This window comes from Candidatus Thiothrix putei, from assembly GCA_029972225.1.
Lineage (GTDB): Bacteria > Pseudomonadota > Gammaproteobacteria > Thiotrichales > Thiotrichaceae > Thiothrix > Thiothrix putei.
The window spans coordinates 2495114-2514209 of sequence record CP124756.1; the positions used below are offsets into that span (position 1 = coordinate 2495114).

The 19096-nt window shown below is 49.9% G+C and carries 17 protein-coding genes and 4 pseudogenes; 5 read left to right on the forward strand and 16 right to left on the reverse strand.

Annotated features, from left to right (window positions below):
* The gene (locus QJT81_12825) at positions 1–933 is read right to left on the reverse strand and encodes an FtsK/SpoIIIE domain-containing protein (GenBank protein WGZ92735.1); all 933 of its coding nucleotides are present in this window, start codon (positions 931–933) and stop codon (positions 1–3) included.
* A gap of 102 nt (positions 934–1035) precedes the next feature.
* Here QJT81_12825 and QJT81_12830 point away from each other — a divergent pair.
* Positions 1036–2084, forward strand: a pseudogene (locus QJT81_12830) (IS630 family transposase).
* Here the strand turns inward: QJT81_12830 and QJT81_12835 are convergent.
* On the reverse strand, positions 2066–2800 hold the full coding sequence (locus QJT81_12835; GenBank protein WGZ92736.1) for a hypothetical protein: 735 nt from the start codon (positions 2798–2800) through the stop codon (positions 2066–2068). The pseudogene QJT81_12830 and the gene QJT81_12835 sit on opposite strands and share 19 nt — an antisense overlap.
* Positions 2800–3495, reverse strand: coding sequence for a hypothetical protein (locus QJT81_12840; protein ID WGZ92737.1), 696 nt, complete (start codon positions 3493–3495; stop codon positions 2800–2802). The genes QJT81_12835 and QJT81_12840 overlap by 1 nt, the downstream gene beginning before the upstream one ends.
* Positions 3496–3616: 121 nt before the next feature.
* Here QJT81_12840 and QJT81_12845 point away from each other — a divergent pair.
* Positions 3617–4664, forward strand: a pseudogene (locus tag QJT81_12845) (IS630 family transposase).
* Positions 4665–5175: 511 nt separating this feature from the next.
* Complete coding sequence (locus tag QJT81_12850) at positions 5176–6231, forward strand: transposase (protein ID WGZ92738.1); 1056 nt, start codon at positions 5176–5178, stop codon at positions 6229–6231.
* A 179-nt stretch (positions 6232–6410) separates the two neighbouring features.
* Here QJT81_12850 and QJT81_12855 read toward each other — a convergent pair whose 3' ends face one another.
* Together QJT81_12855 and QJT81_12860 are read right to left on the reverse strand one after the other, a co-directional pair.
* Entirely contained in the window at positions 6411–7187 is a 777-nt protein-coding gene (locus tag QJT81_12855; protein ID WGZ92739.1) for an SUMF1/EgtB/PvdO family nonheme iron enzyme, read from the reverse strand.
* Positions 7188–7299: 112 nt separating this feature from the next.
* On the reverse strand, positions 7300–7512 hold the full coding sequence (locus QJT81_12860) for a UPF0175 family protein (protein WGZ96483.1): 213 nt from the start codon (positions 7510–7512) through the stop codon (positions 7300–7302).
* A gap of 312 nt (positions 7513–7824) precedes the next feature.
* Between QJT81_12860 and QJT81_12865 the strand changes: the two genes are divergently transcribed.
* Complete coding sequence (locus QJT81_12865) at positions 7825–8253, forward strand: transposase family protein (GenBank protein ID WGZ92740.1); 429 nt, start codon at positions 7825–7827, stop codon at positions 8251–8253.
* Here the strand turns inward: QJT81_12865 and QJT81_12870 are convergent.
* Positions 8250–9559, reverse strand: a protein-coding gene (locus QJT81_12870) for an ISKra4 family transposase (protein ID WGZ92741.1) whose coding sequence is annotated in 2 segments (ribosomal slippage) — positions 8250–9347 and positions 9350–9559 — 1308 coding nt in all. Because the reading frame shifts where the segments join, the coding sequence is not laid out codon by codon here. The two genes, QJT81_12865 and QJT81_12870, sit on opposite strands and share 4 nt — an antisense overlap.
* Positions 9560–9608: 49 nt before the next feature.
* On the opposite strand from QJT81_12870, the gene QJT81_12875 reads away from it, so the two are divergent.
* Entirely contained in the window at positions 9609–10157 is a 549-nt protein-coding gene (locus QJT81_12875) for a transposase family protein (protein WGZ92742.1), read from the forward strand.
* Positions 10158–10187: 30 nt separating this feature from the next.
* Here QJT81_12875 and QJT81_12880 read toward each other — a convergent pair whose 3' ends face one another.
* From QJT81_12880 to QJT81_12925, 10 genes and pseudogenes are all read right to left on the reverse strand, one after another.
* Positions 10188–10556 (reverse strand): putative toxin-antitoxin system toxin component, PIN family, encoded by a 369-nt coding sequence (locus QJT81_12880; protein WGZ92743.1) that lies wholly within the window; start codon positions 10554–10556, stop codon positions 10188–10190.
* Positions 10557–10568: 12 nt separating this feature from the next.
* A complete protein-coding gene (locus tag QJT81_12885; GenBank protein ID WGZ92744.1) occupies positions 10569–11006 on the reverse strand; it encodes a hypothetical protein in 438 nt (145 codons plus the stop codon).
* 107 nt (positions 11007–11113) lie between these two features.
* The gene (locus QJT81_12890) at positions 11114–13423 is read right to left on the reverse strand and encodes a transglutaminase family protein (protein WGZ92745.1); all 2310 of its coding nucleotides are present in this window, start codon (positions 13421–13423) and stop codon (positions 11114–11116) included.
* Between the two features lie 172 nt (positions 13424–13595).
* Positions 13596–13709: pseudogene (locus QJT81_12895) on the reverse strand (transglutaminase N-terminal domain-containing protein).
* Between the two features lie 17 nt (positions 13710–13726).
* The gene (locus tag QJT81_12900; protein ID WGZ92746.1) at positions 13727–13951 is read right to left on the reverse strand and encodes a hypothetical protein; all 225 of its coding nucleotides are present in this window, start codon (positions 13949–13951) and stop codon (positions 13727–13729) included.
* An 11-nt stretch (positions 13952–13962) separates the two neighbouring features.
* Positions 13963–14223, reverse strand: a complete 261-nt coding sequence (locus QJT81_12905) for an alpha-E domain-containing protein (GenBank protein ID WGZ92747.1) — start codon at positions 14221–14223, stop codon at positions 13963–13965.
* A pseudogene (locus tag QJT81_12910) lies at positions 14223–15429 on the reverse strand (circularly permuted type 2 ATP-grasp protein). The gene QJT81_12905 and the pseudogene QJT81_12910 overlap by 1 nt, the downstream one beginning before the upstream one ends.
* Positions 15430–15531: 102 nt before the next feature.
* Complete coding sequence (locus tag QJT81_12915; protein WGZ96484.1) at positions 15532–16035, reverse strand: peptidylprolyl isomerase; 504 nt, start codon at positions 16033–16035, stop codon at positions 15532–15534.
* A gap of 193 nt (positions 16036–16228) precedes the next feature.
* On the reverse strand, positions 16229–16618 hold the full coding sequence (gene queF, locus QJT81_12920) for a preQ(1) synthase (protein WGZ92748.1): 390 nt from the start codon (positions 16616–16618) through the stop codon (positions 16229–16231).
* A 101-nt stretch (positions 16619–16719) separates the two neighbouring features.
* Positions 16720–19044, reverse strand: a complete 2325-nt coding sequence (locus tag QJT81_12925) for a hypothetical protein (protein ID WGZ92749.1) — start codon at positions 19042–19044, stop codon at positions 16720–16722.
* Positions 19045–19096: the final 52 nt, after the last annotated feature.

The following is a 19096-nucleotide window of genomic DNA, read 5'->3' on the forward strand; positions in this document are numbered from 1 at the left end:
TTACCAAGGCTCACTGACATCCCCATCTATAAACTTACTGATGGCTACGGGCGTGGTTTGTGCTAAAGGTTCATTCAGGCTGGATTGATGACAGGCAGTAGCTGGGTATTGAGCCTTCAGGTTATCTAGCCGTGCATGGAAATCGGGTAATCCATCCAAAGCGACCAAACGGTTATGCTGTGACTCACCCTGATGGCTGTTGTAAATAGCGGTGAAACGTTCGAGATTAAGCATGGCATCATTATCACGTCCCATCAACGCCCGACACCCTATTGCACTGGCATGACGTAAGCCAATCCGCAGGTGGAACTGGTCTTTCACGTCGCCTTCCAGCTCGACATTTTGGAAAGATTGCGTGCTGAGGATCATGTGTACCCCCGCCGCCGCGCCTTTTTTCGCGATGTTGCTAAGAATGCGCTTCACCTCGCTTTTTTGTTGATAGTCACGCCCTTCAAATAAACTTTGTACTTCATCCACCACTAATAAACAGCGCGGTAACGGTTGCGCGGACACGTTGTTATAGTCCGCTAAACGCGCTACCCGTTCAGTACGGAATTGGGCGTAGCGAGTGCTGATCTGTTGTTCAAATTGTGCCAAACACTGTAACGCAGCCGGAAAATTCGCCTCAGTCGGTGCGTAAAGCGCGGCAATATGCCCCAAATCGGCATACTCCCAGAAACTTACCCCATCCTTGAAATCCATTAAGGTCAGTTGCAATTGTTGCGGCGAATAGGCTTCGCAAGCATTGAGAATCAAATTGTTCAGCAATGTGGTTTTGCCCGTGCGCGTGGCACCACCAATCAATGCATGATACGCATCGGACTTTTCCCCCATGCTGAAATACGCCGGATTCGCCCCCGCCAGCCCAATGCGGCTGTGCAGGAAATCGCTTTCGCCGTTATTATCTTGCGCTTGCTGAGTCGCTGCCAACAAGTTATCCGCCCATGATTTATACCAGTCCGTGCCATAAAATAGTTTTTTTGATCAGGGAAATATGGTTAGATGACTGGTAACAAAAGCAGCCATGAGTAATGTATGACATTAAAAATCACTTTCACTGAGGATGAGATAGCGGAGCTGTTCTACTGGAAGGAGCGCCATCCTCATCCCAGAGTCCGTAAGAAAATGTCCGTGCTGTACCTGAAATCCCAACAGTTGACGCATAAGGAAATCAAACGATTGGAAAGGATTACAGAAGCCACGCTGCTTGCCTACCTAAACGCCTACCTACAACCTAACGGTTTAGAAGCTCTTAAAGAAATACGATTCAATAAACCACAGAGTGATTTGATGGCATATAAAGACAAGATTGAAGCCTATTTTCGTGAATATCCCCCCGCAACCAGCAAGGCGGCAGCCGCTAAGATTGAGGAGCTGACAGGCATCAAACGCAGTGAGGACAGGGTACGTGTCTTTATGAAGAAAATAGGGATGGACATCCATAAAGTGGGGATGATACCCGCCAAAGCTGATGTGGAAGCACAAGAAAAGTTCCTGGAAAATGAACTAAAACCGCGCATTCAGGAGGCTAAGGAGGGCAAACGCGCCCTTTTTTTGTCGATGCCGCCCACTTCGTGTTAGCACCGTTTCTGGGGTTTTTGTGGTCATTTTCCCGCGTATTCATCAAAGCCCCCTGTGGTCGACAACGCTACAACGTATTGGGCGCACTCAATGCGATAACGCTACAACTCATCACGATCACTAACGACTCCTATATCAACGCTAACAGCGTGTGTGAATTATTGGAAAAAATTGCAGCGTTAGCACTCAAAATACCGATCACTTTGGTCTTGGATAATGCCAAGTATCAACGCTGTGAAGCCGTGTTTGCCTGTGCGAAAAGGCTCAATATTGAACTATTATTTTTACCGACCTATTCACCCAACCTCAATCTGATTGAACGGTTGTGGAAGTTCGTCAAGAAAAAATGCTTGTACTCGAAATACTATGATAAGTTTCCCGCTTTCAAGGCGGCCATCACCAACTGTCTCGACAAGCTGGATACCGATCACAAGAAAGAACTGACCCAGTTGATGACAACAAATTTTCAAACCTTTAAAAATGTTCAGGTCTTGACGCTGTAAGGTATACTCAGTTGCCCAACACCCACTTGCAAGCCGAAACGCTGTAGTAACCGCCATAATTCGCTGGGAATATTCAGCGGTTGCACTTGCCCACGCATATCCAATCCCACGGATTGCGAATACACCGTCTGCCAAAAACTTTGCAGGGCTTTACGCCGCGCATCCGGTAGCTGTAGGTCGGTTTGTTCCTGCGTATTATGCAACAGCAACGGAATAATGCCGACCGCTGCCCCTTGGCTGCACAGGGTTTCCAATTGTTGCAAGGGTTGCGGTTCGGATAGGGCATTGCCCAACCCATTGAGCAACAAGTAAATAATGGGTTCGGCGCGGGCAGCATTTGCATTGTAGGTGTGGATGTCCGCCGCGCCCGCTTGCGCCAATAACGCAAAACGGCGGTGTACCAATTCCTCCAACTCCGTCAGGCGTTTTAGGCAATCTTTGGCGGTGAAAAGCTGTTCGCCCCAACGTTGTTCCGAAGCGGCGAACAGTCGTTTAAGCTGGACGAAATGCGGGCTTGGATTTGCTTCAAACAGTGCCACCCGTGCGTGACCCAAGCCATATTGCTGCAACAATTGCAACGCCACACCTTCGCCCACCTCCGCAGCTAATGGCAAGGAAGTGGTGTCGTAAGCCAATAACCACGGGCTGCGGTTCTCATACGGCACAAGCGCAGGGTGCTGTAATTGCCCCAACGAACCGATGTGCAATTGCGGCATTAATGCGACTCCAAATAGCTGATTTCACGCTCGACGGTGGGAATATCGCTGGCACTGATGTGGTCAACTAACCGTGCAATCATCGCTTGAGTTTGTGCCAACTCATTCTCGATGTAACGAGCGTAGGTTTCATCCATCATGCCCGCGCAGTGCAACTCATCTACCTTGCGCTGGTAATTGGCTGAAACACCCAACAAGCGTTCTTGAAAATCGCCCAAGTACTGTTTCAGGTTTTGTAACAATTCAACCTGATGGGAAAACGATGTCGCTGACATGGAAGAACCTCTGTTTAAAGTAGAATACGTTGCTGCTTTCACTTGCTCCTGCAAGTTGGCTAATGTTGCCGAAGTCGTAGCCTGTACGTCCTCTGTTGCAGGTTTATTTTCCAATGGACGTTGCGGAGTGATTTCCACGCTTCTTTCACTGTGACCGCGCCCTTGTGTATCGTTCATACTCGCCCCCGTTGCTGTTGTCTGAATAACCCGAACCGAATCCCGCACACCGTCTTTATATCCATCGAAAAACTCCGCATCCCGCGCCTCAAACCCCGGAAAATACGCGCTCACGTTCAACAAACGCTTAAACGCCCGCATCGCCAAACGGTTATTGCCACCATCTTCCCGCGCTTGCTGATAACCCTCAGCATAATCTTTGCCCATATTCCGTTCCACATCAGAGGACAGTGCAATAGTCATTGTATTAAAAGTCGAAAACCGACATCGTTACTTCGATATACCAGTCCGTGCCATAAAATAGTTTTTTTGATCAAGGAAATATGGTTAGATGACTGGTAACAAAAGCAGCCATGAGTAATGTATGACATTAAAAATCACTTTCACTGAGGATGAGATAGCGGAGCTGTTCTACTGGAAGGAGCGCCATCCTCATCCCAGAGTCCGTAAGAAAATGTCCGTGCTGTACCTGAAATCCCAACAGTTGACGCATAAGGAAATCAAACGATTGGAAAGGATTACAGAAGCCACGCTGCTTGCCTACCTAAACGCCTACCTACAACCTAACGGTTTAGAAGCTCTTAAAGAAATACGATTCAATAAACCACAGAGTGATTTGATGGCATATAAAGACAAGATTGAAGCCTATTTTCGTGAATATCCCCCCGCAACCAGCAAGGCGGCAGCCGCTAAGATTGAGGAGCTGACAGGCATCAAACGCAGTGAGGACAGGGTACGTGTCTTTATGAAGAAAATAGGGATGGACATCCATAAAGTGGGGATGATACCCGCCAAAGCTGATGTGGAAGCACAAGAAAAGTTCCTGGAAAATGAACTAAAACCGCGCATTCAGGAGGCTAAGGAGGGCAAACGCGCCTTTTTTTGTCGATGCCGCCCACTTCGTGTTAGCACCGTTTCTGGGGTTTTTGTGGTCATTTTCCCGCGTATTCATCAAAGCCCCCTGTGGTCGACAACGCTACAACGTATTGGGCGCACTCAATGCGATAACGCTACAACTCATCACGATCACTAACGACTCCTATATCAACGCTAACAGCGTGTGTGAATTATTGGAAAAAATTGCAGCGTTAGCACTCAAAATACCGATCACTTTGGTCTTGGATAATGCCAAGTATCAACGCTGTGAAGCCGTGTTTGCCTGTGCGAAAAGGCTCAATATTGAACTATTATTTTTACCGACCTATTCACCCAACCTCAATCTGATTGAACGGTTGTGGAAGTTCGTCAAGAAAAAATGCTTGTACTCGAAATACTATGATAAGTTTCCCGCTTTCAAGGCGGCCATCACCAACTGTCTCGACAAGCTGGATACCGATCACAAGAAAGAACTGACCCAGTTGATGACAACAAATTTTCAAACCTTTAAAAATGTTCAGGTCTTGACGCTGTAAGGTATAAGTCTGTGAGCGCGAACGACGATGAGCAGATCGGCAATAGAGACCCTTGTTATACCAAGAACCACCGCGTATAACGCGGTCAGTACTTTTGGCATCTCCTTGTGGATCAATAGACGACTCAGTAGGGTAGCGACCATAACGATCTTGACACCATTCCCACACATTACCATGCATCTGGTACAGTCCCCATTTATTAGGAGGCAATTCCTTAACAGGTATCGTTTTATTTCTAAATACTCCTGCTTTACCTTCATACGGCCAACTACCATCGTAATTAATCTGCTGTGGATCACTGCTTGTACCAAAATAGAAAGCTGTTTTTATGCTTGCACGACAGGCATATTCCCATTCCGACTCTGTTGGTAAACGCACACCACCAGTTAATAGAGCCACTTGCAAAATTACATTTTCAGCGTGAACCTTCCTTCATCTGAAAGAAAAAAGAAGTGTGGGCTGCCGTTTTCGGCGATAATAGAAGCGTCAAAACAACCATTAAGCCCACGCTATGAATTCTACCGAACGCGCCCTGATTGCACAACGCTGGAGTTTGCTGCAAATTGAAATACTACCTTGCTTCAATGATGCCTTTGGCACATTGACCCCCAAGCTTGAAAAACTCATTCACGTACTGGAGCTGACGCGCATTGAAGATTTTGTGCGCTCTTTTCGTGATGGGTCTGGACGGCCAGCGACGGAGCGATCTTGGTTTGCCAATGCTTTTGTCGCCAAAAGCGTGCTCAATATTGTCAATACGCGAGCACTCATTGACCGGCTGCAAAACGATCGCTCCCTGCGACGCATCTGCGGGTTTCCCCTGACCAAGAAACTGCCTTCCGAATCCACCTTTTCACGTGCCTTCGCTGAATTTGCTGAACAGCGTTTAGCGGAACGTGTGCATGAAACGTTGGTGAAAACGTATTTGGGCGATGCGCTGATCGGCCACCTGTGTCGGGATTCAACAGCCATTGAGGCACGTGAACGGCCTGTTGCCGAGGAAAAGCCAAAGAAAAAACAAGGGCAAACACGGATTCAGCGCCAACGGGAACAGTCACTTCAGCAAGCACTCGATGAGATACCGGTTCAGTGTAACCGGGGGACGAAGAAGAATGCCCAAGGCTACAAGCACAGTTGGAACGGCTACAAACTGCATATCGATACCGCCGATTGTGGTGTCCCGATAGCAGCCATTCTGTCTTCCGCCTCGTTTCACGACAGCGGGGCAGCCATCCCACTCTCTCAAATCAGTGCCCAACGTGTCACCAGTCTCTACGACCTGATGGATGCAGCCTATTGCAGTGCTGATTTGCACGAATACAGCCGTCATCTGGGGCATGTCCCTCTGATTGATCACAATCCTCGCGGCGGACAGAAAGAAGCGTTTGAACCTGCTGATGCCGAGCGTTACAAAATTCGCAGCACCGTAGAACGAACCAATGCCCGCCTGAAGGATGAATTTGGTGGTCGGAATGTGTGGGTGCAAGGTGCGCAAAAAGTTTACAGCCACTTGATGTTTGGGATTTTGGTGTTGAGTGCTGATCAACTGATGCGTGTCTTGTTATAAAGCGACTGGGTTTGAAAAAACACGGGAAGACTGACTGAAAAACAGGAGCAGTCGCATCGGTATGGGTGAAATTTAGCAAAAGTTACGGTAAAACTGAAAAAGCTCAGGTTTCGTTGGTCAAATTGAGTAAAAAATCGGCTGAATATGCGGCGTTCGGTCAATGCTGAAAATTGAGCAACTCAGTTTGTCGGATTTTGCAAGTCGCTCAATAGATAACTTTTAAATCGCTCTAAAAAGATATGAATATCATCCCAACTCACACGCTCAACTGGATGCTCCAGACTGATCTGAAAACGTGCGGGATTACTACCCATCACTGCTACCCACAAATCCTGTGTGCAAGCAGTATCTGCCAGCCAAAATCCTTGCGTAAGCGTTACACGATGTTGCTCTTCATCGTTGAAACGGCTGGTTTCTGACTTTGGTGATCCCATCAAGAAACTTCCCGGATCAATCCAGCGGAAACGCTGATGCACTCCGTTGATAACCAAATCACCGTAACGACCCCATTGGTCTTGCCCCATTGTATTTGCCCAGCTTTTTTCCTGCTTTGGAATAGCTTTATCCTTTACAAAGGATCGATCAATATCATCGCATAATTCACTGAATTGAGTACTAAAGCGTTCCACAAACTGCAACCCCATTTCCTGTTGCAAACGCTGTAAAAACTCTCGCATTTTGGGCACATCACGCTGTAACCGAGCTAAACCCTGAATTTTAAATTGCAAGTTGGCAGCCTCCCCCAATATGGTACGCAAACGATCATCAAGCTTATGAAAAGCGATACCATCAGTATTATGGAAAGCATTCAGTTCTTCGTGCAGTTTGGGGAAGTAGTTCAACACGCCCATAAATTCGAGGCTGAGGGTGCGGAGTTTGGCGAGTTCTTGTTCGCGCTCGATGCGTTGCAGTTCGCTAAGGTAACCGGCGGGATTGTTGGTGAGGTTGTCAGTCATGAGAAGCCCTGTGATGGAAAATTAGCAAGGCTTTATATAGCAGAATATGGGCAGAGAAAACAGGGGTTATGCCAAAGAATGAAATTCTCTCACCTCCTACAACAACGCAACATTAATGGAGGTCATGCAATTCCTCGCGTATCTCATCCGCTGTTAGCTGGAAAGGGGAAACCTTCGCCAACGACAATGCAGTGATGAAATCAGCGCGGCTGATTCCGGCAATTTCCGCCGCTTTTTCCTGCGACACGCGCCGCAACTCATACCACTTGATGGCAGCGGCAAGGCGCATCTCTTCCACAAAGCCTGCGGGGTCTAGGTGCAGCACGGGCAAAACGGAATCTGGTATTTGAAGTCATGGAGCGCGTTCTCTAGTAATTTAGGTATTCTGACTATAGGCGCAAGCAAGGCAGGCATCAAGCCCGCCCCGTGTATCATGAACCAGAGAGCAAGCCATTTTCCTCCGCATACTGCCTGACAGTCAGTACCCGAATATTCTTGTAGGGATTCAGCACCAGCAAATCATTAGACATTATCTATAAAAAACTGAAATATATAAATAATAATTATCAATGGCAAGATACACAGCCAGAGTGTAAATTCCTGACAGTAATAATAGCCTAGAGTAGGGACTAACGGCATGGCGGAGTACAGTTTTAACGCATTGAAATCCAATGAAAAGGCATTTGTTGCCATGACCAGTCTCAACGTTAAGGAGTTTTTGGGTTTGCTCGAACGGTTCAGTGCAGCTTACCAAACTGACCTACACGCCCGGGGCAAACGTGTTGATGAGACGCGGGGTCGTTCTGATGGGAAACTGGCATTAATAGAAGACAAACTGTTTTTCATTCTGTTTTACCTGAAGACCTATCCTTTACAAGAAGTGCTGGCGTATTCATTTGATCTTCCCCAAAGTGTGGCAAACCACTGGATACACCGCTTGTGTCCCGTATTACAAAGTGCATTGGATAACATGGGACATAAGCCCATTCGACTATCCTCAGAATTAATGGAACGGCTAGCAGAAGAAGGGCAGGGTGTGAACGGAAGTGATGCCCGGACACATTAAGCAGCGTTGCAGGCGGAGAAATTCTGCCAATAATCATTCCATCCGCCATTCAGGCGAGTCACGCGAAGGGCGAGCATGGGATCGACATTCTCTGCTGCCCACCAAGCACCCGGCTTTTTCAGGTGTGCTTGTACGACAAAGCGGTGAGCACTTTCAATTTCGCCGGAGCCGATAGGGCGTCCCTGCCGGATAGCCCCGGCATAATCCACTTGCTCACGTCGGTTATTGAGGTAGCGGTAAGCTTTCCTGACAGGAGCTTGCGCATCCACTGTGGCGGGAGCTTCCAGATGAGGCAACAGGGCTTCCAGTACCTTGGCAGAACGGTTGGCTTTCAATTCCGCTTGCCGCTGCTCCAGCCATGCGTCGGTGTCAGAGGAGCAGGAGGGGGCGGCTTCCGCGAGGTATTCGCTCAAATGGTAAAAATCCACCAGATAAGCACCCTGACTGCCAAACCAGTGTTCTATCTGGTCGGCAATCCAGACCGCCCCGTCGCCCACGCCATGAATGTCGGTTGCCCGTCCAAAGCCTGCCTGACAGGCACAATGGTACAGGTGTTGTCCGGCCTGTTCCGTGCCGCCGTTAAACGTTCCGCCATAAAACCGGCGGGTGCTCCCCAATTCGCGGGCAATGCACAGCTTTAATTCTTGCCAGTTCAGGGTTTTACCTTTGCGGCGGTCAGCCGCTTCCGGGGCGCTCGTGACAATGGGAACCATGCCGCCATCCATTTCCACCAGCACACAGGCTTTTCCCGTGCGCTCAGGCCGGGTCGTTTCCAGTACCGTATTGTCCAGCATCAGACGTCCATGACGTTCCGTTGTCTGCCGGATCGTTTCCGGGGGCAAGCTGATGCCATAATGTTCCTGAAGTTTTTCACTCACCTGCCGGAAAGGATGATCCGCCCCAAAATCCGTGACCACCCGTTGCAGCGGCGCGGATACTCCCCGGCAACGCACCGCCGCACTGGCGGAAAAAGGCCGTTGCAGGCACGTACCTTGGCGAAACAACCGTTCGTTTACTTCAATCTGTCCGTAGGTACTGTGCCAGTAGAGTTTTTTTGACCCATAGGACGCCAACCCGCTGTCTGTTGCCCTTGATCGGCGGCCGCTGCTTCATGCTGTTGTGCCCAGCCGGATAGCGCATCGTGCCCCAGTTGGCGCAGGGTTTCGATGATCTGCCGTTCTGCTTCATCGGCGCGTTTCAAGTCGTCACTGCTGGATTCCATAATGGTTAGGATCGATTCAATCCGTTCCTGAAGTGCGGGATGACGGGCAAGGCGTTGGGCGAGCTGCGTTGGTTTGTCTAACATCGGGGGGACTCATTTAATGGTAATGGCAATATTTACCGGATATTAGACCATGCATCACTTCCGGTCACACCCAGAAGGGCAACAGGAATTGATTATTGACGGAACAGAGCGGAGAATCCAGCGCCCCGTGGATAATGATGTCCAGCGCGAATACTATAGTGGTAAAAAAAAAGCCCATACGGTTAAAAACAATGTCATCGTTGGCTGTGCTGACAGACATATCAAATACTTAGGGGATACTCACTCAGGCAAGAAGCATGACAAGAAAATTGCCGATGAGGAGCAGACCCAATTACCGGAGGGTTCTGTGATTTTACGTGATTTAGGCTTCAAGGGGGCTGACATGGGAAAAGGTGTCACCGTCATTGAGCCAAAAAAGAAGCCACGGAATAAATGTCTGACCCCACAAGAAAAAGAAGAAAACCGTCAAATTTCTGCCCGCAGGGTAGTCGTTGAACATATCATCAGTGGTATTAAACGCTGCCGATGCCTGAAAGATGTGTACCGTAATTTAAAAGATGACTTTGATGACCAGATTATGGAAATTGCTTGCGGACTACACAACCTGAGAAACTCCATGCGAAATCCAATCTATTGAAAGTTTTAAAAACTTTTCGATAATTATTATTTATAGATAATGTCTATTATCACTGGAGACGATCATATCCGCTTCAACCGACAAGGCGAGCGATAAAAACATATTGTCGTTTGCATCCCGACACTCAGTCGCGGTATGCGTGGGTTCAACAAGCTGAGCGATTGCACGGTATTCAGCAAAGAAATCTTCTCTCCGGCTCGCCTCTTTCCCGATGAAATAGCGGTCAAATTTCTTTCTGGCAACAACTGTTTGAAGTTCGGCGATAGTTTCCAACGAAATGAACAATGTGTGCGCTTGTTTGGCTTGGGCAAAGACCAAAGCAGGCAAGGATTTGGCATTGATGACCGCCCCAATCAGAGAACTGGTATCAAAAATGAGTTTCTTTGTTGTGTGGGTCATGTGCGACTTTGATTAATGACGACTGGCTTGTATAGCTTCTAACGCCCGCTTTTCCGCGCGGTGTTGTTTGACTTCAGCATCTGCCATCGTAAGCAATTCGTCATCGGTCATCGCCTCAAGATCAGGGTGTACCGCATGTTGCACAGCATCATCCAGCCACTGCTCAACCGATGCGATCCTGTTTACCTTGCGCCCTGTTTCGGCTTCGATTTTTTGAATGATTTTTTCACGCTCTGCCCACTCTTCAAGCTCATCCAGAATGGCAAGCGCATCCGTGACCGATTCGCCTTTGCCAATCGCAAACGGGACTTTCTTGGTAATAGCCACAAAACGCAGTAAGTCAGCGAAAAGCTGAGCAGGGTTTACCCCACGATCACGAAACACCGAAAAAGCGGCCGCCTTCTCTGCGGCTGACAATTCAGCCAGTGGACTGGGATTTACAGTGGTCATGCGATTACCCTAAAAATTGGATGTAACTTCATTGTAGGGTGAAGGCAGGAAAAAGCAAGACGAGCGTCCTGTCCCTCCCCTGACAAGGGGAGGTTAGGAGGGGTTTCTTACGACCGCCGTAAATCCAGAGTATACGGATAATCCGCATTCACCTCTTCCGGCGGCGGACTCATCGGCTGCGGTTTCGCCCCATGCTCATAGAACGCCCGCGTGGCTTCCGACAAGAACTTCGGCTCAATAACCCCCGGCGTATGTTCCTCACGGAAACGCGAGAAGCGCCGACTTTCCGCCTCATACGCATTCACCGGGAAGATCTCGGAATTGCGCCCGCCCGGATGCGACACATGGTAAGTGCAACCACCCACCGAACGCCCATTCCAAGTATCAATGATGTCGAACACCAACGGCGCATGAATCCCAATCGTCGGATGCAACGCGGAAGGCGGCTGCCAAGCGCGGAACCGCACCCCCGCCACATATTCACCCTTCACGCCCGTAGCCTTCATCGGCACACGCCGCCCATTACACGCCACCACATAGCGCGAATCGGTCAAGCCATTGATTTTCACCTGCACCCGTTCCAGCGACGAATCCACAAACCGCGCCGTGCCTTGGCTACTCAATTCCTCGCCCAACACATTCCACGGCTCCAGCGCCGCCCGCAATTCCAGCTCAATGCCGCAATATTGCACGCGCCCATACACCGGGAAACGGAACTCATGGAACGGAGCCAACCATTCCAACTGAAACGGATACCCCGCCGCCTGCAAGTCCGCGCACACGTCCTTCATGTCTTCCCACACGTAATGCGGCAACATGAAACGGTCGTGCAACGCTGTGCCCCAACGCACCAAACGATGCGCATACGGCGTATTCCAGAAACGCACCATCAGGGTACGAATCAGCAACATCTGCACCAGCGACATCCGCGCATGAGGTGGCATTTCAAAGCCACGGAATTCCAGCAACCCTTGGCGACCGCTGAAAGAATCCGGCGAATACAGCTTGTCGATGCAGAACTCCGCCCGATGCGTATTCCCCGTAATATCGATCAGCAAGTTACGCAACAAACGGTCAACCAACCACGGCTGATCATTGTGTCCGCTCGGCATTTGCTGGAACGCGATTTCCAGCTCATACAAACTCTCATCCCGCGCCTCATCGACCCGTGGCGCTTGGCTGGTCGGCCCAAGGAACATGCCAGAGAACAGATAAGACAGCGCCGGATGGTGCTGCCAAAACGTCAACAAACTGCGCAACACATCCGGCTGACGCAAGAACGGGCTATCGCTCGGCGTAGCCGCACCCAGCGTGACGTGATTACCGCCGCCCGTGCCGGTATGACGCCCATCCAGCATGAATTTTTCCGCACCCAGCCGCGACAACCGCGCCTCTTCGTACAGAATTTCAGTATTCTGAACCAATTCCTTCCACGTCGTTGCCGGATGAATATTCACCTCGATAACACCCGGATCAGGCGTAACCTTGAACGACTTCAAACGCGGATCAGACGGCGGCTCGTAGCCTTCCAACAACATCGGCATCTGCAATTCAGCGGCAGTGGTTTCAATGGTTGCCACCAAATCCAGATAATGCTCCAAGAAATGCAACGGCGGCAGGAACACATACAAACGCCCTTCCCGCGCCTGCACGCACAAGGTAGTGCGCGGCACTTCGCGCCATTCCTTCACCATCGTCTTGGTTGCATCGGCGTGCTGCAAAGTCGGCTCAGGCGGCGCGACATACGCACTGTAACGCTGCTCCACTTCACCGTGGAAATCTGCCAACGCCGGGCGATCTTCAAACGGGCAAGGCTGCGCCTCGACTTCACGCTCGTCCTCAGCCGTCCACGCCAAACTATCCAACGGCAAACGGAAACCCATCGGTGAATTGCCCGGAATCAAATACATTTCTTGGCGGCGGAATTCCCACGGCGCACTCGCCCAGCCCTTCTCCGCATCATCCCAACGCAACGGCAGCGCGTACCCCGTCGGCACATCCAAACCGCGCTGCAACGCCATCACTAAATCGTTACGGTGCTTACTATCCCGCAAATTCAGGGTCAACCAATCCACATTCGCAGGCTGATTCGCTTCTTTCCACAAATAATACAAACGGTCTTCGTAACCCGGCACAAGGTACTTTTTGTTCAACGCCAGCTTGGCGCAAACCGTTTCCGCAAACACTTTCGCGTGCGTATCGTTGTAGCCGTAATCCTTCTGATCATCCGCCACTAGCGCAGGGTCTTTCCACACCGGCACACCGTCCGGTCGCCAGAAACAACCCAGTGCCCAACGCGGGAACGGTTCGCCCGGATACCACTTGCCCTGCCCAAATTGCAGCGCACTGCCCGGTGCAAATACCTTCTGCATCCGCCGCAACAACACGCCCGCCCGTTCGCGCTTGTGTTCGCCCAACGCCGCCGTGTTCCACTCCGCCCCATCCATATCGTCGATGGAAACACTTGAACGGGTACTTCATGGCATACTCTTCCACAAAGAAATCGAACGGGTCGATCGTCACCATATCGGCAACCACATCGACTTCCACGCTGAATTCCATCGTTTTTTCGGGGAACACCAAGCGTGCCAGCCAGTTACCGAACGGGTCTTGCTGCCAGTTGATGTAATGCTTTTCCGGCTTGATTTTCAAGGAATACGCCAGAATCGGCGTGCGTGAATGCACCGCAGGGCGCAAACGCACCACATGCGGCGACAGGCTTACCGGGCGATCAAATTTGTAGCCGGTGTAATTTCGCTCTGCAAATAATCCATCAAGGTATGTACCTTTTCTGCCGGAATCGCGCCGACATCTTCACGTTTGGTGTGTTCTAACACCCGATACGCCATCGTCATCGCCATTTCGGGGTCGGGTAAATAGCGCATCCGGCGGCTCATGGCGGCGAGAAAGTAGCTGACCGAGCCGGGGAATACGTTGTCATTCATCAAAAAACGCATCACGCTTGCGCCTTCCACCCGCGAATGTTGGTATCCGCAATCAGAAATTGCATGATATTGGCTTCATTACCACGTTCGTAATGTTCACTGAAAACCTTTTCAGCATTAAACAAGCGAATCAAGGTGAACCAGTTGATTTCCATGCGCCCCGGCAAATCCATCAGCAACGCGGTATGCACGTTGATCAGGCGGGCAGTTTTTTCGGCACGTTCTAAGTAACGCGCCATCCAGTAAACACGTTCAGCTACACGGGATAACATCAGACTTCCTCCCCTTCCATGACATCGCCCACAATCCAAGTGTCTTTGCTGCCACCGCCTTGCGACGAATTAACCACCAAGGAACCTTCCACCAAAGCCACACGGGTCAAACCGCCAGCAGTAACAAAAATGTCCTTACCGCTGAGGATGAACGGGCGTAAATCGACGTGGCGCGGGGCAATTTTAATGCGGCTTTTCGGATCAGAAGTACGGCGATGCACATCTGCGTCGCTATCGGTTTCGCACGAAGTCGGTGTCACCGACAAACTCAAGGTCGGTTGGGCAATGTAATTGTTAGGGGCTTCCTGAATCAGCTTGCGGAATTCCTCGACTTTTTCAGCAGTGGAATGTGCCCCCCCAACATGCCGTACCCACCGGATTCGTTGGCAGGTTTCACCACCAATTCGGCGAGGTGTTCCAACACGTAAGCACGGTCTTCGTCACGACGGCACACGTAAGTCGGCACATTCGGCAAGCTCGGCTAAAGCATGTTCAAAGTAGGCGGAGTTGTAGATGCCGGGGGTCATCAACGCAATGGTCGGGTCATCCAAATCGGGGCGTAACGATGCGAGCATTTCATACAATTGCGCGGGGGTAATTACTGACTGGACGAATCGGCAAGGTGTTGAAAATTTCCGGCAGCACCCTTTTGGTGATATTGCGGTTTTACAGCATGTACGCCACGCCAGACGGTACACGCAAGTTGTCTTCCAACACATACAACACGCCATCGCTGTGGCGCACCAAATCGGAGCCGCAAATATTTGCCCAAACACCGTGCGGTGGGGTCATGCCGATGCACGCTTTTCGATAGCCTTTGGATTGCAGCACGATGTCAGCGGGCATTACGCCATCTTTGAGGATCTTGCCACCGTTGTAAATATCCTGAATGAACATATTCAGTGCGCGGATGCGTTGCTTCAGCCCTATTTCGGTGCGATCCCATTCCGTCGCGGGGATAATGCGCGGAATAATGTCGAATGGCCAAGCGCGGTCAATGTTGCCTGCATCGCTATAAACCGTGAAGGTGATGCCCATTTCGCGGATAACAGCCTCGGATTCCTGCACACATTGGCGAAAACGGTCGGGGGTAAGGTGACGTAAATATTCGACCAGCTTGTAGCTGGCCTCACGCGGCTGATGCAGCGCAGCAATCAGTTCGTCATACAACGAACCGGGATCGTACTGATTCCATTCTTTTTTCATAATAATGTTCCGAGCGAAAATCGACGTTATTGTTATAATTCACTAGCAAGATTCATGCCCAACCCTTCCCGTTAGCAGGAAGGGAGGAACATAAAGAAGCGATTACTCGACTACAGAAACCTTAGTCATAATGATCGGCTGCACAGGTACATCGCCGTGTGGGCCGAAATTGCCTGTTTTCACGCCAACGATAGCATCAACTACATCCATGCCTTCGGTTACTTTACCAAATACCGCATAGCCCCAACCTTGTGGTGTTTCGGAGCGGAAGTTCAGGAAATCGTTGTTGTTAACGTTGATAAAGAACTGTGAAGATGCTGAATGCGGGTCATTAGTACGCGCCATTGCCAAGGTACCACGGTCATTTTTCAGACCATTGTTGGCTTCGTTCTTCACTGGAGGACGCTTGTCTGCTTTTTCCTTCATGGTTTCAGAAAAACCACCGCCTTGAATCATAAAGCCCGGAATAACACGGTGAAAAATCGTACCGTTGTAAAAACCTTCATTGACATAAGCCAGAATATTTTCGACGGTTTTGGGTGCAGCGTTAGCGTCCAATTCAACTGTAATGTTGCCTTTGGTGGTTTCGATCAGAATAGTAGACATTTTATCTCCAGATTTGGATGGTTCAGCGGCCTTGTCAGCGACTTTATCGGCGGCATTGCAGCCAACAGAAGCGAACAGGCCAATCATCATGGCAAAAAGAAAACTTACAACACGTTTCATGCATAAACCCCGTATTTTTGATTGTGTTCAGGAAGTGCGCATCATACCGCGCACCACCTGTTTTTCCAACCGATTACGGCAGTTCGACCTTGGGTGATGGCTGCCAGCCCGCTTGGTGATGCTCGACAACTACCGTTGTGTAAATACCACCACGTACATTCCACACCCCGGTTAAGCGCATAAAACGTGGCTCAGTCGCAGCCACCAGATCCTCTAAGATTTTATTGGTGACAGCCTCGTGGAATGCACCCTCTTCACGGTAGCTCCACATGTACAATTTCAGGGATTTCAGTTCAACATTTTTCTGGTCAGGCACGTATTCAAGCTTGAACTGCGCAAAATCCGGCTGACCTGTTTTTGGGCATATACACGTGAATTCCGGCATATCAATGCGGATCGTGTAATCACGCTGTGGGTTAGGGTTAGGGAAAGTTTCAAGGTCTTTGCTGGGGCGTGTGGACATGGTTGCTCCTGTGCCTCCCGATGAACAGTCGGGAGAAGTTGAAAAGGCACAGGTTTATACCACGATACCGGCATTTGTCCAGAACCATGGCATTTAACCATTTAAAAAATGGTCATTAACCTTAAGCCAAGAACAAAGACCAAGGCTGCAACCAACCCCGTGACAGCACCTTTGATAAACACGCTTTGTACTCCGGCGGCGTACTTAACCACGCTTTTATCGAGTTTGTCGATTTGGCGATCCCGTTGGGCAATGATTAAATCACGTTGATGCAGCGCTTCATCACGGTTCTGCAATTGCTGAAGCTGTTCTTTCAGCGTGTTTTCCAACGATTGAATGCGTAACGTTAATTCCTGAAGGCGTTCATCACGACGGCGAATATGCGCTTCTTTGGCAATAATCGTTTGATCACGGTCATGCACACTGGTATCGCGTTTATGGAGTTGCTCATCACGTGCCTGAAGCTGAGCATCGCGCAAGGAAAGCGTGGTATCGCGCTCATGCAGGCTACTATCACGCTTTGCCACTTCAGTATCACGTAGGTGAATCTGTTGATCACGTGCTTGTAATGCCTCTTCTTTGTGCTGGAGGTGCAAATCACGCTGTTCGAGTTGCGCATCACGCTCGGCGATGGTGGCATCACGTTCTGCGATGGTTTCTTCACGTTCTGAAAGAAACTCATCGCGATCTTGCACCGTTTGGTCACGAAGCTGTAACTGCACATCACGTTCTGCAATGCTTTGATCCCGCAGATGCACTTCGAGTTGCAGGTTACGTACTTGCTCATCGCGGGCAGAAATTTCCGTGTCACGCACTTGCAGACTCGTATCGCGCTCTGTCAGGAACTCACCTAAGGTTTGGATGTGTTGGTCGCGCTCATTCAAAGAAGTATCCCGCTGCTGAACGGTATGATCACGCTCAGTCAGTTGAAAGTCACGTTCCCTTATGGTGTCGTCACGTTGCTGAATAGCGGCATTACGCTCTGTAAGCAGCGAATCCCGGAAATGAATGGTTTCGTCACGCTCCTGCATTTGCCCGTTGAGTTGCGCAATATGCCCATCGCGTTCTTTGATGCTGTGATCCCGTTCGCCGATGGTGACATCACGGCTTTGCATTTGGGAATCACGTAACTGCAATTGCTTGTCACGTTCGCGCAGTTGCAAGTCTTGCCCACTGATGCGCGTGTCACGCTCACGCAACGAAATATCACGTTCCTTCAGGCGGCGATCACGTTCTGTAATTTGCACATCACGTTCTTCAACCGTGCGATCACGGCTAGACAGGCGGGTATCACGATCCCGCAGGTCTTCGTCAGCTTTGTTAATGCGTTCATCACGCATCATTAATTGGCGATCACGCTCCGTAAGCTGGCTATCGCGTGCCTGTAAGTGATCTTCTAGTTCACGGATGGTTTGCAGAAAATCCAACCCTTGCTGATCACGACTACGAATCGCCTCTTCCCGCAAACGCAATTCGTTATCACGCTCAGCAACCGTGCGATCGCGTTCGCTGATTTCCCGATCACGCTGGCTTAAGGTTGCATCACGCTTTTCTACTTGCTGCTGCTGAATACCGATGCGCTGATCACGCTCTTGCAGCAGACTGGCTTTTTCCTTCAGTAACAGTTCACGGGCTTGAATTTGCTGATCACGCTCCGCAATGGTGCGATCACGGGATTGTAAGTGCTGATTCGCCAGATCAATATGGGAATCGCGGGCAGCCAACTGGCGGTCACGTTCCGAGAGGTGGTTATCCCGTTCGCTCAGGTGTTTGTCACGTTCCTTGAGCATTTTTTCCTGCTCTAAGGTTTGGCGGGTACGTTCCTGCAATAAAGTTTCGCGATCCAACAATTGCTGGTCTTTTTTGATAATGCTGTCATCACGGCTTTGCAGCAGCTTATCTTTACTTTGAATGGCTTGGTCGATACGTGACAGCGAACGGTCTTTGTCTTCAAGACTGCGGTCACGCATTTGGATTTGCAGTTCTTTTTCCTGCAACAATTTTTCGTAATGTGCTAAGTTTTGTTCGAGGTTATTTAAGCGGGTTTCGCGATCCTCCAGCATGGTATCCCGCTGTTGAACGGCACGATCCCGCGCGATCATGACGTCATCACGGTGACGTAAGGCTTTTTCCTTGTCTTCTAGCAATTGATTTTGCTGTGTTAATAGCTTTTCTTTTTCGCCCAGCAACCGTGCCAACGTTTCCATGCGTTTATCACGTTCGTCGATCCGTGCATCACGCACCCGAATGTGCCCATCTTTTTCTAGCAATAAGCCTGATATTTCGCGCAAGCGCTGATCGCGCTCTTGTAAACGTAGCGCCAACTCATCCACGCTGGTTTTCAATGCCTGCTTATCATTCAATGTGAGATAAACATTTGAATCCAGTTTCTTAAAAATATCGAGATCCTTTTCTTCTAATTTCATGATTGCTTCCTAAGCACTACCAGCACGCACCATTAGCAGACATTTGCCCTAT

Excerpts from the sequence above, each read along its gene's own strand:
- QJT81_12875 (WGZ92742.1), top strand. The coding sequence starts at position 9,609 with ATGCATCACTTCCGGTCACACCCAGAAGGGCAACAGGAATTGATTATT.
- QJT81_12915 (WGZ96484.1), bottom strand. The coding sequence starts at position 16,035 with ATGTCTACTATTCTGATCGAAACCACCAAAGGCAACATTACAGTTGAA.
- QJT81_12925 (WGZ92749.1), bottom strand. The coding sequence starts at position 19,044 with ATGAAATTAGAAGAAAAGGATCTCGATATTTTTAAGAAACTGGATTCA.
- QJT81_12880 (WGZ92743.1), bottom strand. The coding sequence starts at position 10,556 with ATGACCCACACAACAAAGAAACTCATTTTTGATACCAGTTCTCTGATT.
- QJT81_12835 (WGZ92736.1), bottom strand. The coding sequence starts at position 2,800 with ATGCCGCAATTGCACATCGGTTCGTTGGGGCAATTACAGCACCCTGCG.
- QJT81_12885 (WGZ92744.1), bottom strand. The coding sequence starts at position 11,006 with ATGACCACTGTAAATCCCAGTCCACTGGCTGAATTGTCAGCCGCAGAG.
- QJT81_12855 (WGZ92739.1), bottom strand. The coding sequence starts at position 7,187 with ATGACTGACAACCTCACCAACAATCCCGCCGGTTACCTTAGCGAACTG.
- QJT81_12865 (WGZ92740.1), top strand. The coding sequence starts at position 7,825 with ATGGCGGAGTACAGTTTTAACGCATTGAAATCCAATGAAAAGGCATTT.
- queF (WGZ92748.1), bottom strand. The coding sequence starts at position 16,618 with ATGTCCACACGCCCCAGCAAAGACCTTGAAACTTTCCCTAACCCTAAC.
- QJT81_12850 (WGZ92738.1), top strand. The coding sequence starts at position 5,176 with ATGAATTCTACCGAACGCGCCCTGATTGCACAACGCTGGAGTTTGCTG.
- QJT81_12900 (WGZ92746.1), bottom strand. The coding sequence starts at position 13,951 with ATGAATGACAACGTATTCCCCGGCTCGGTCAGCTACTTTCTCGCCGCC.
- QJT81_12840 (WGZ92737.1), bottom strand. The coding sequence starts at position 3,495 with ATGACTATTGCACTGTCCTCTGATGTGGAACGGAATATGGGCAAAGAT.
- QJT81_12905 (WGZ92747.1), bottom strand. The coding sequence starts at position 14,223 with ATGTTATCCCGTGTAGCTGAACGTGTTTACTGGATGGCGCGTTACTTA.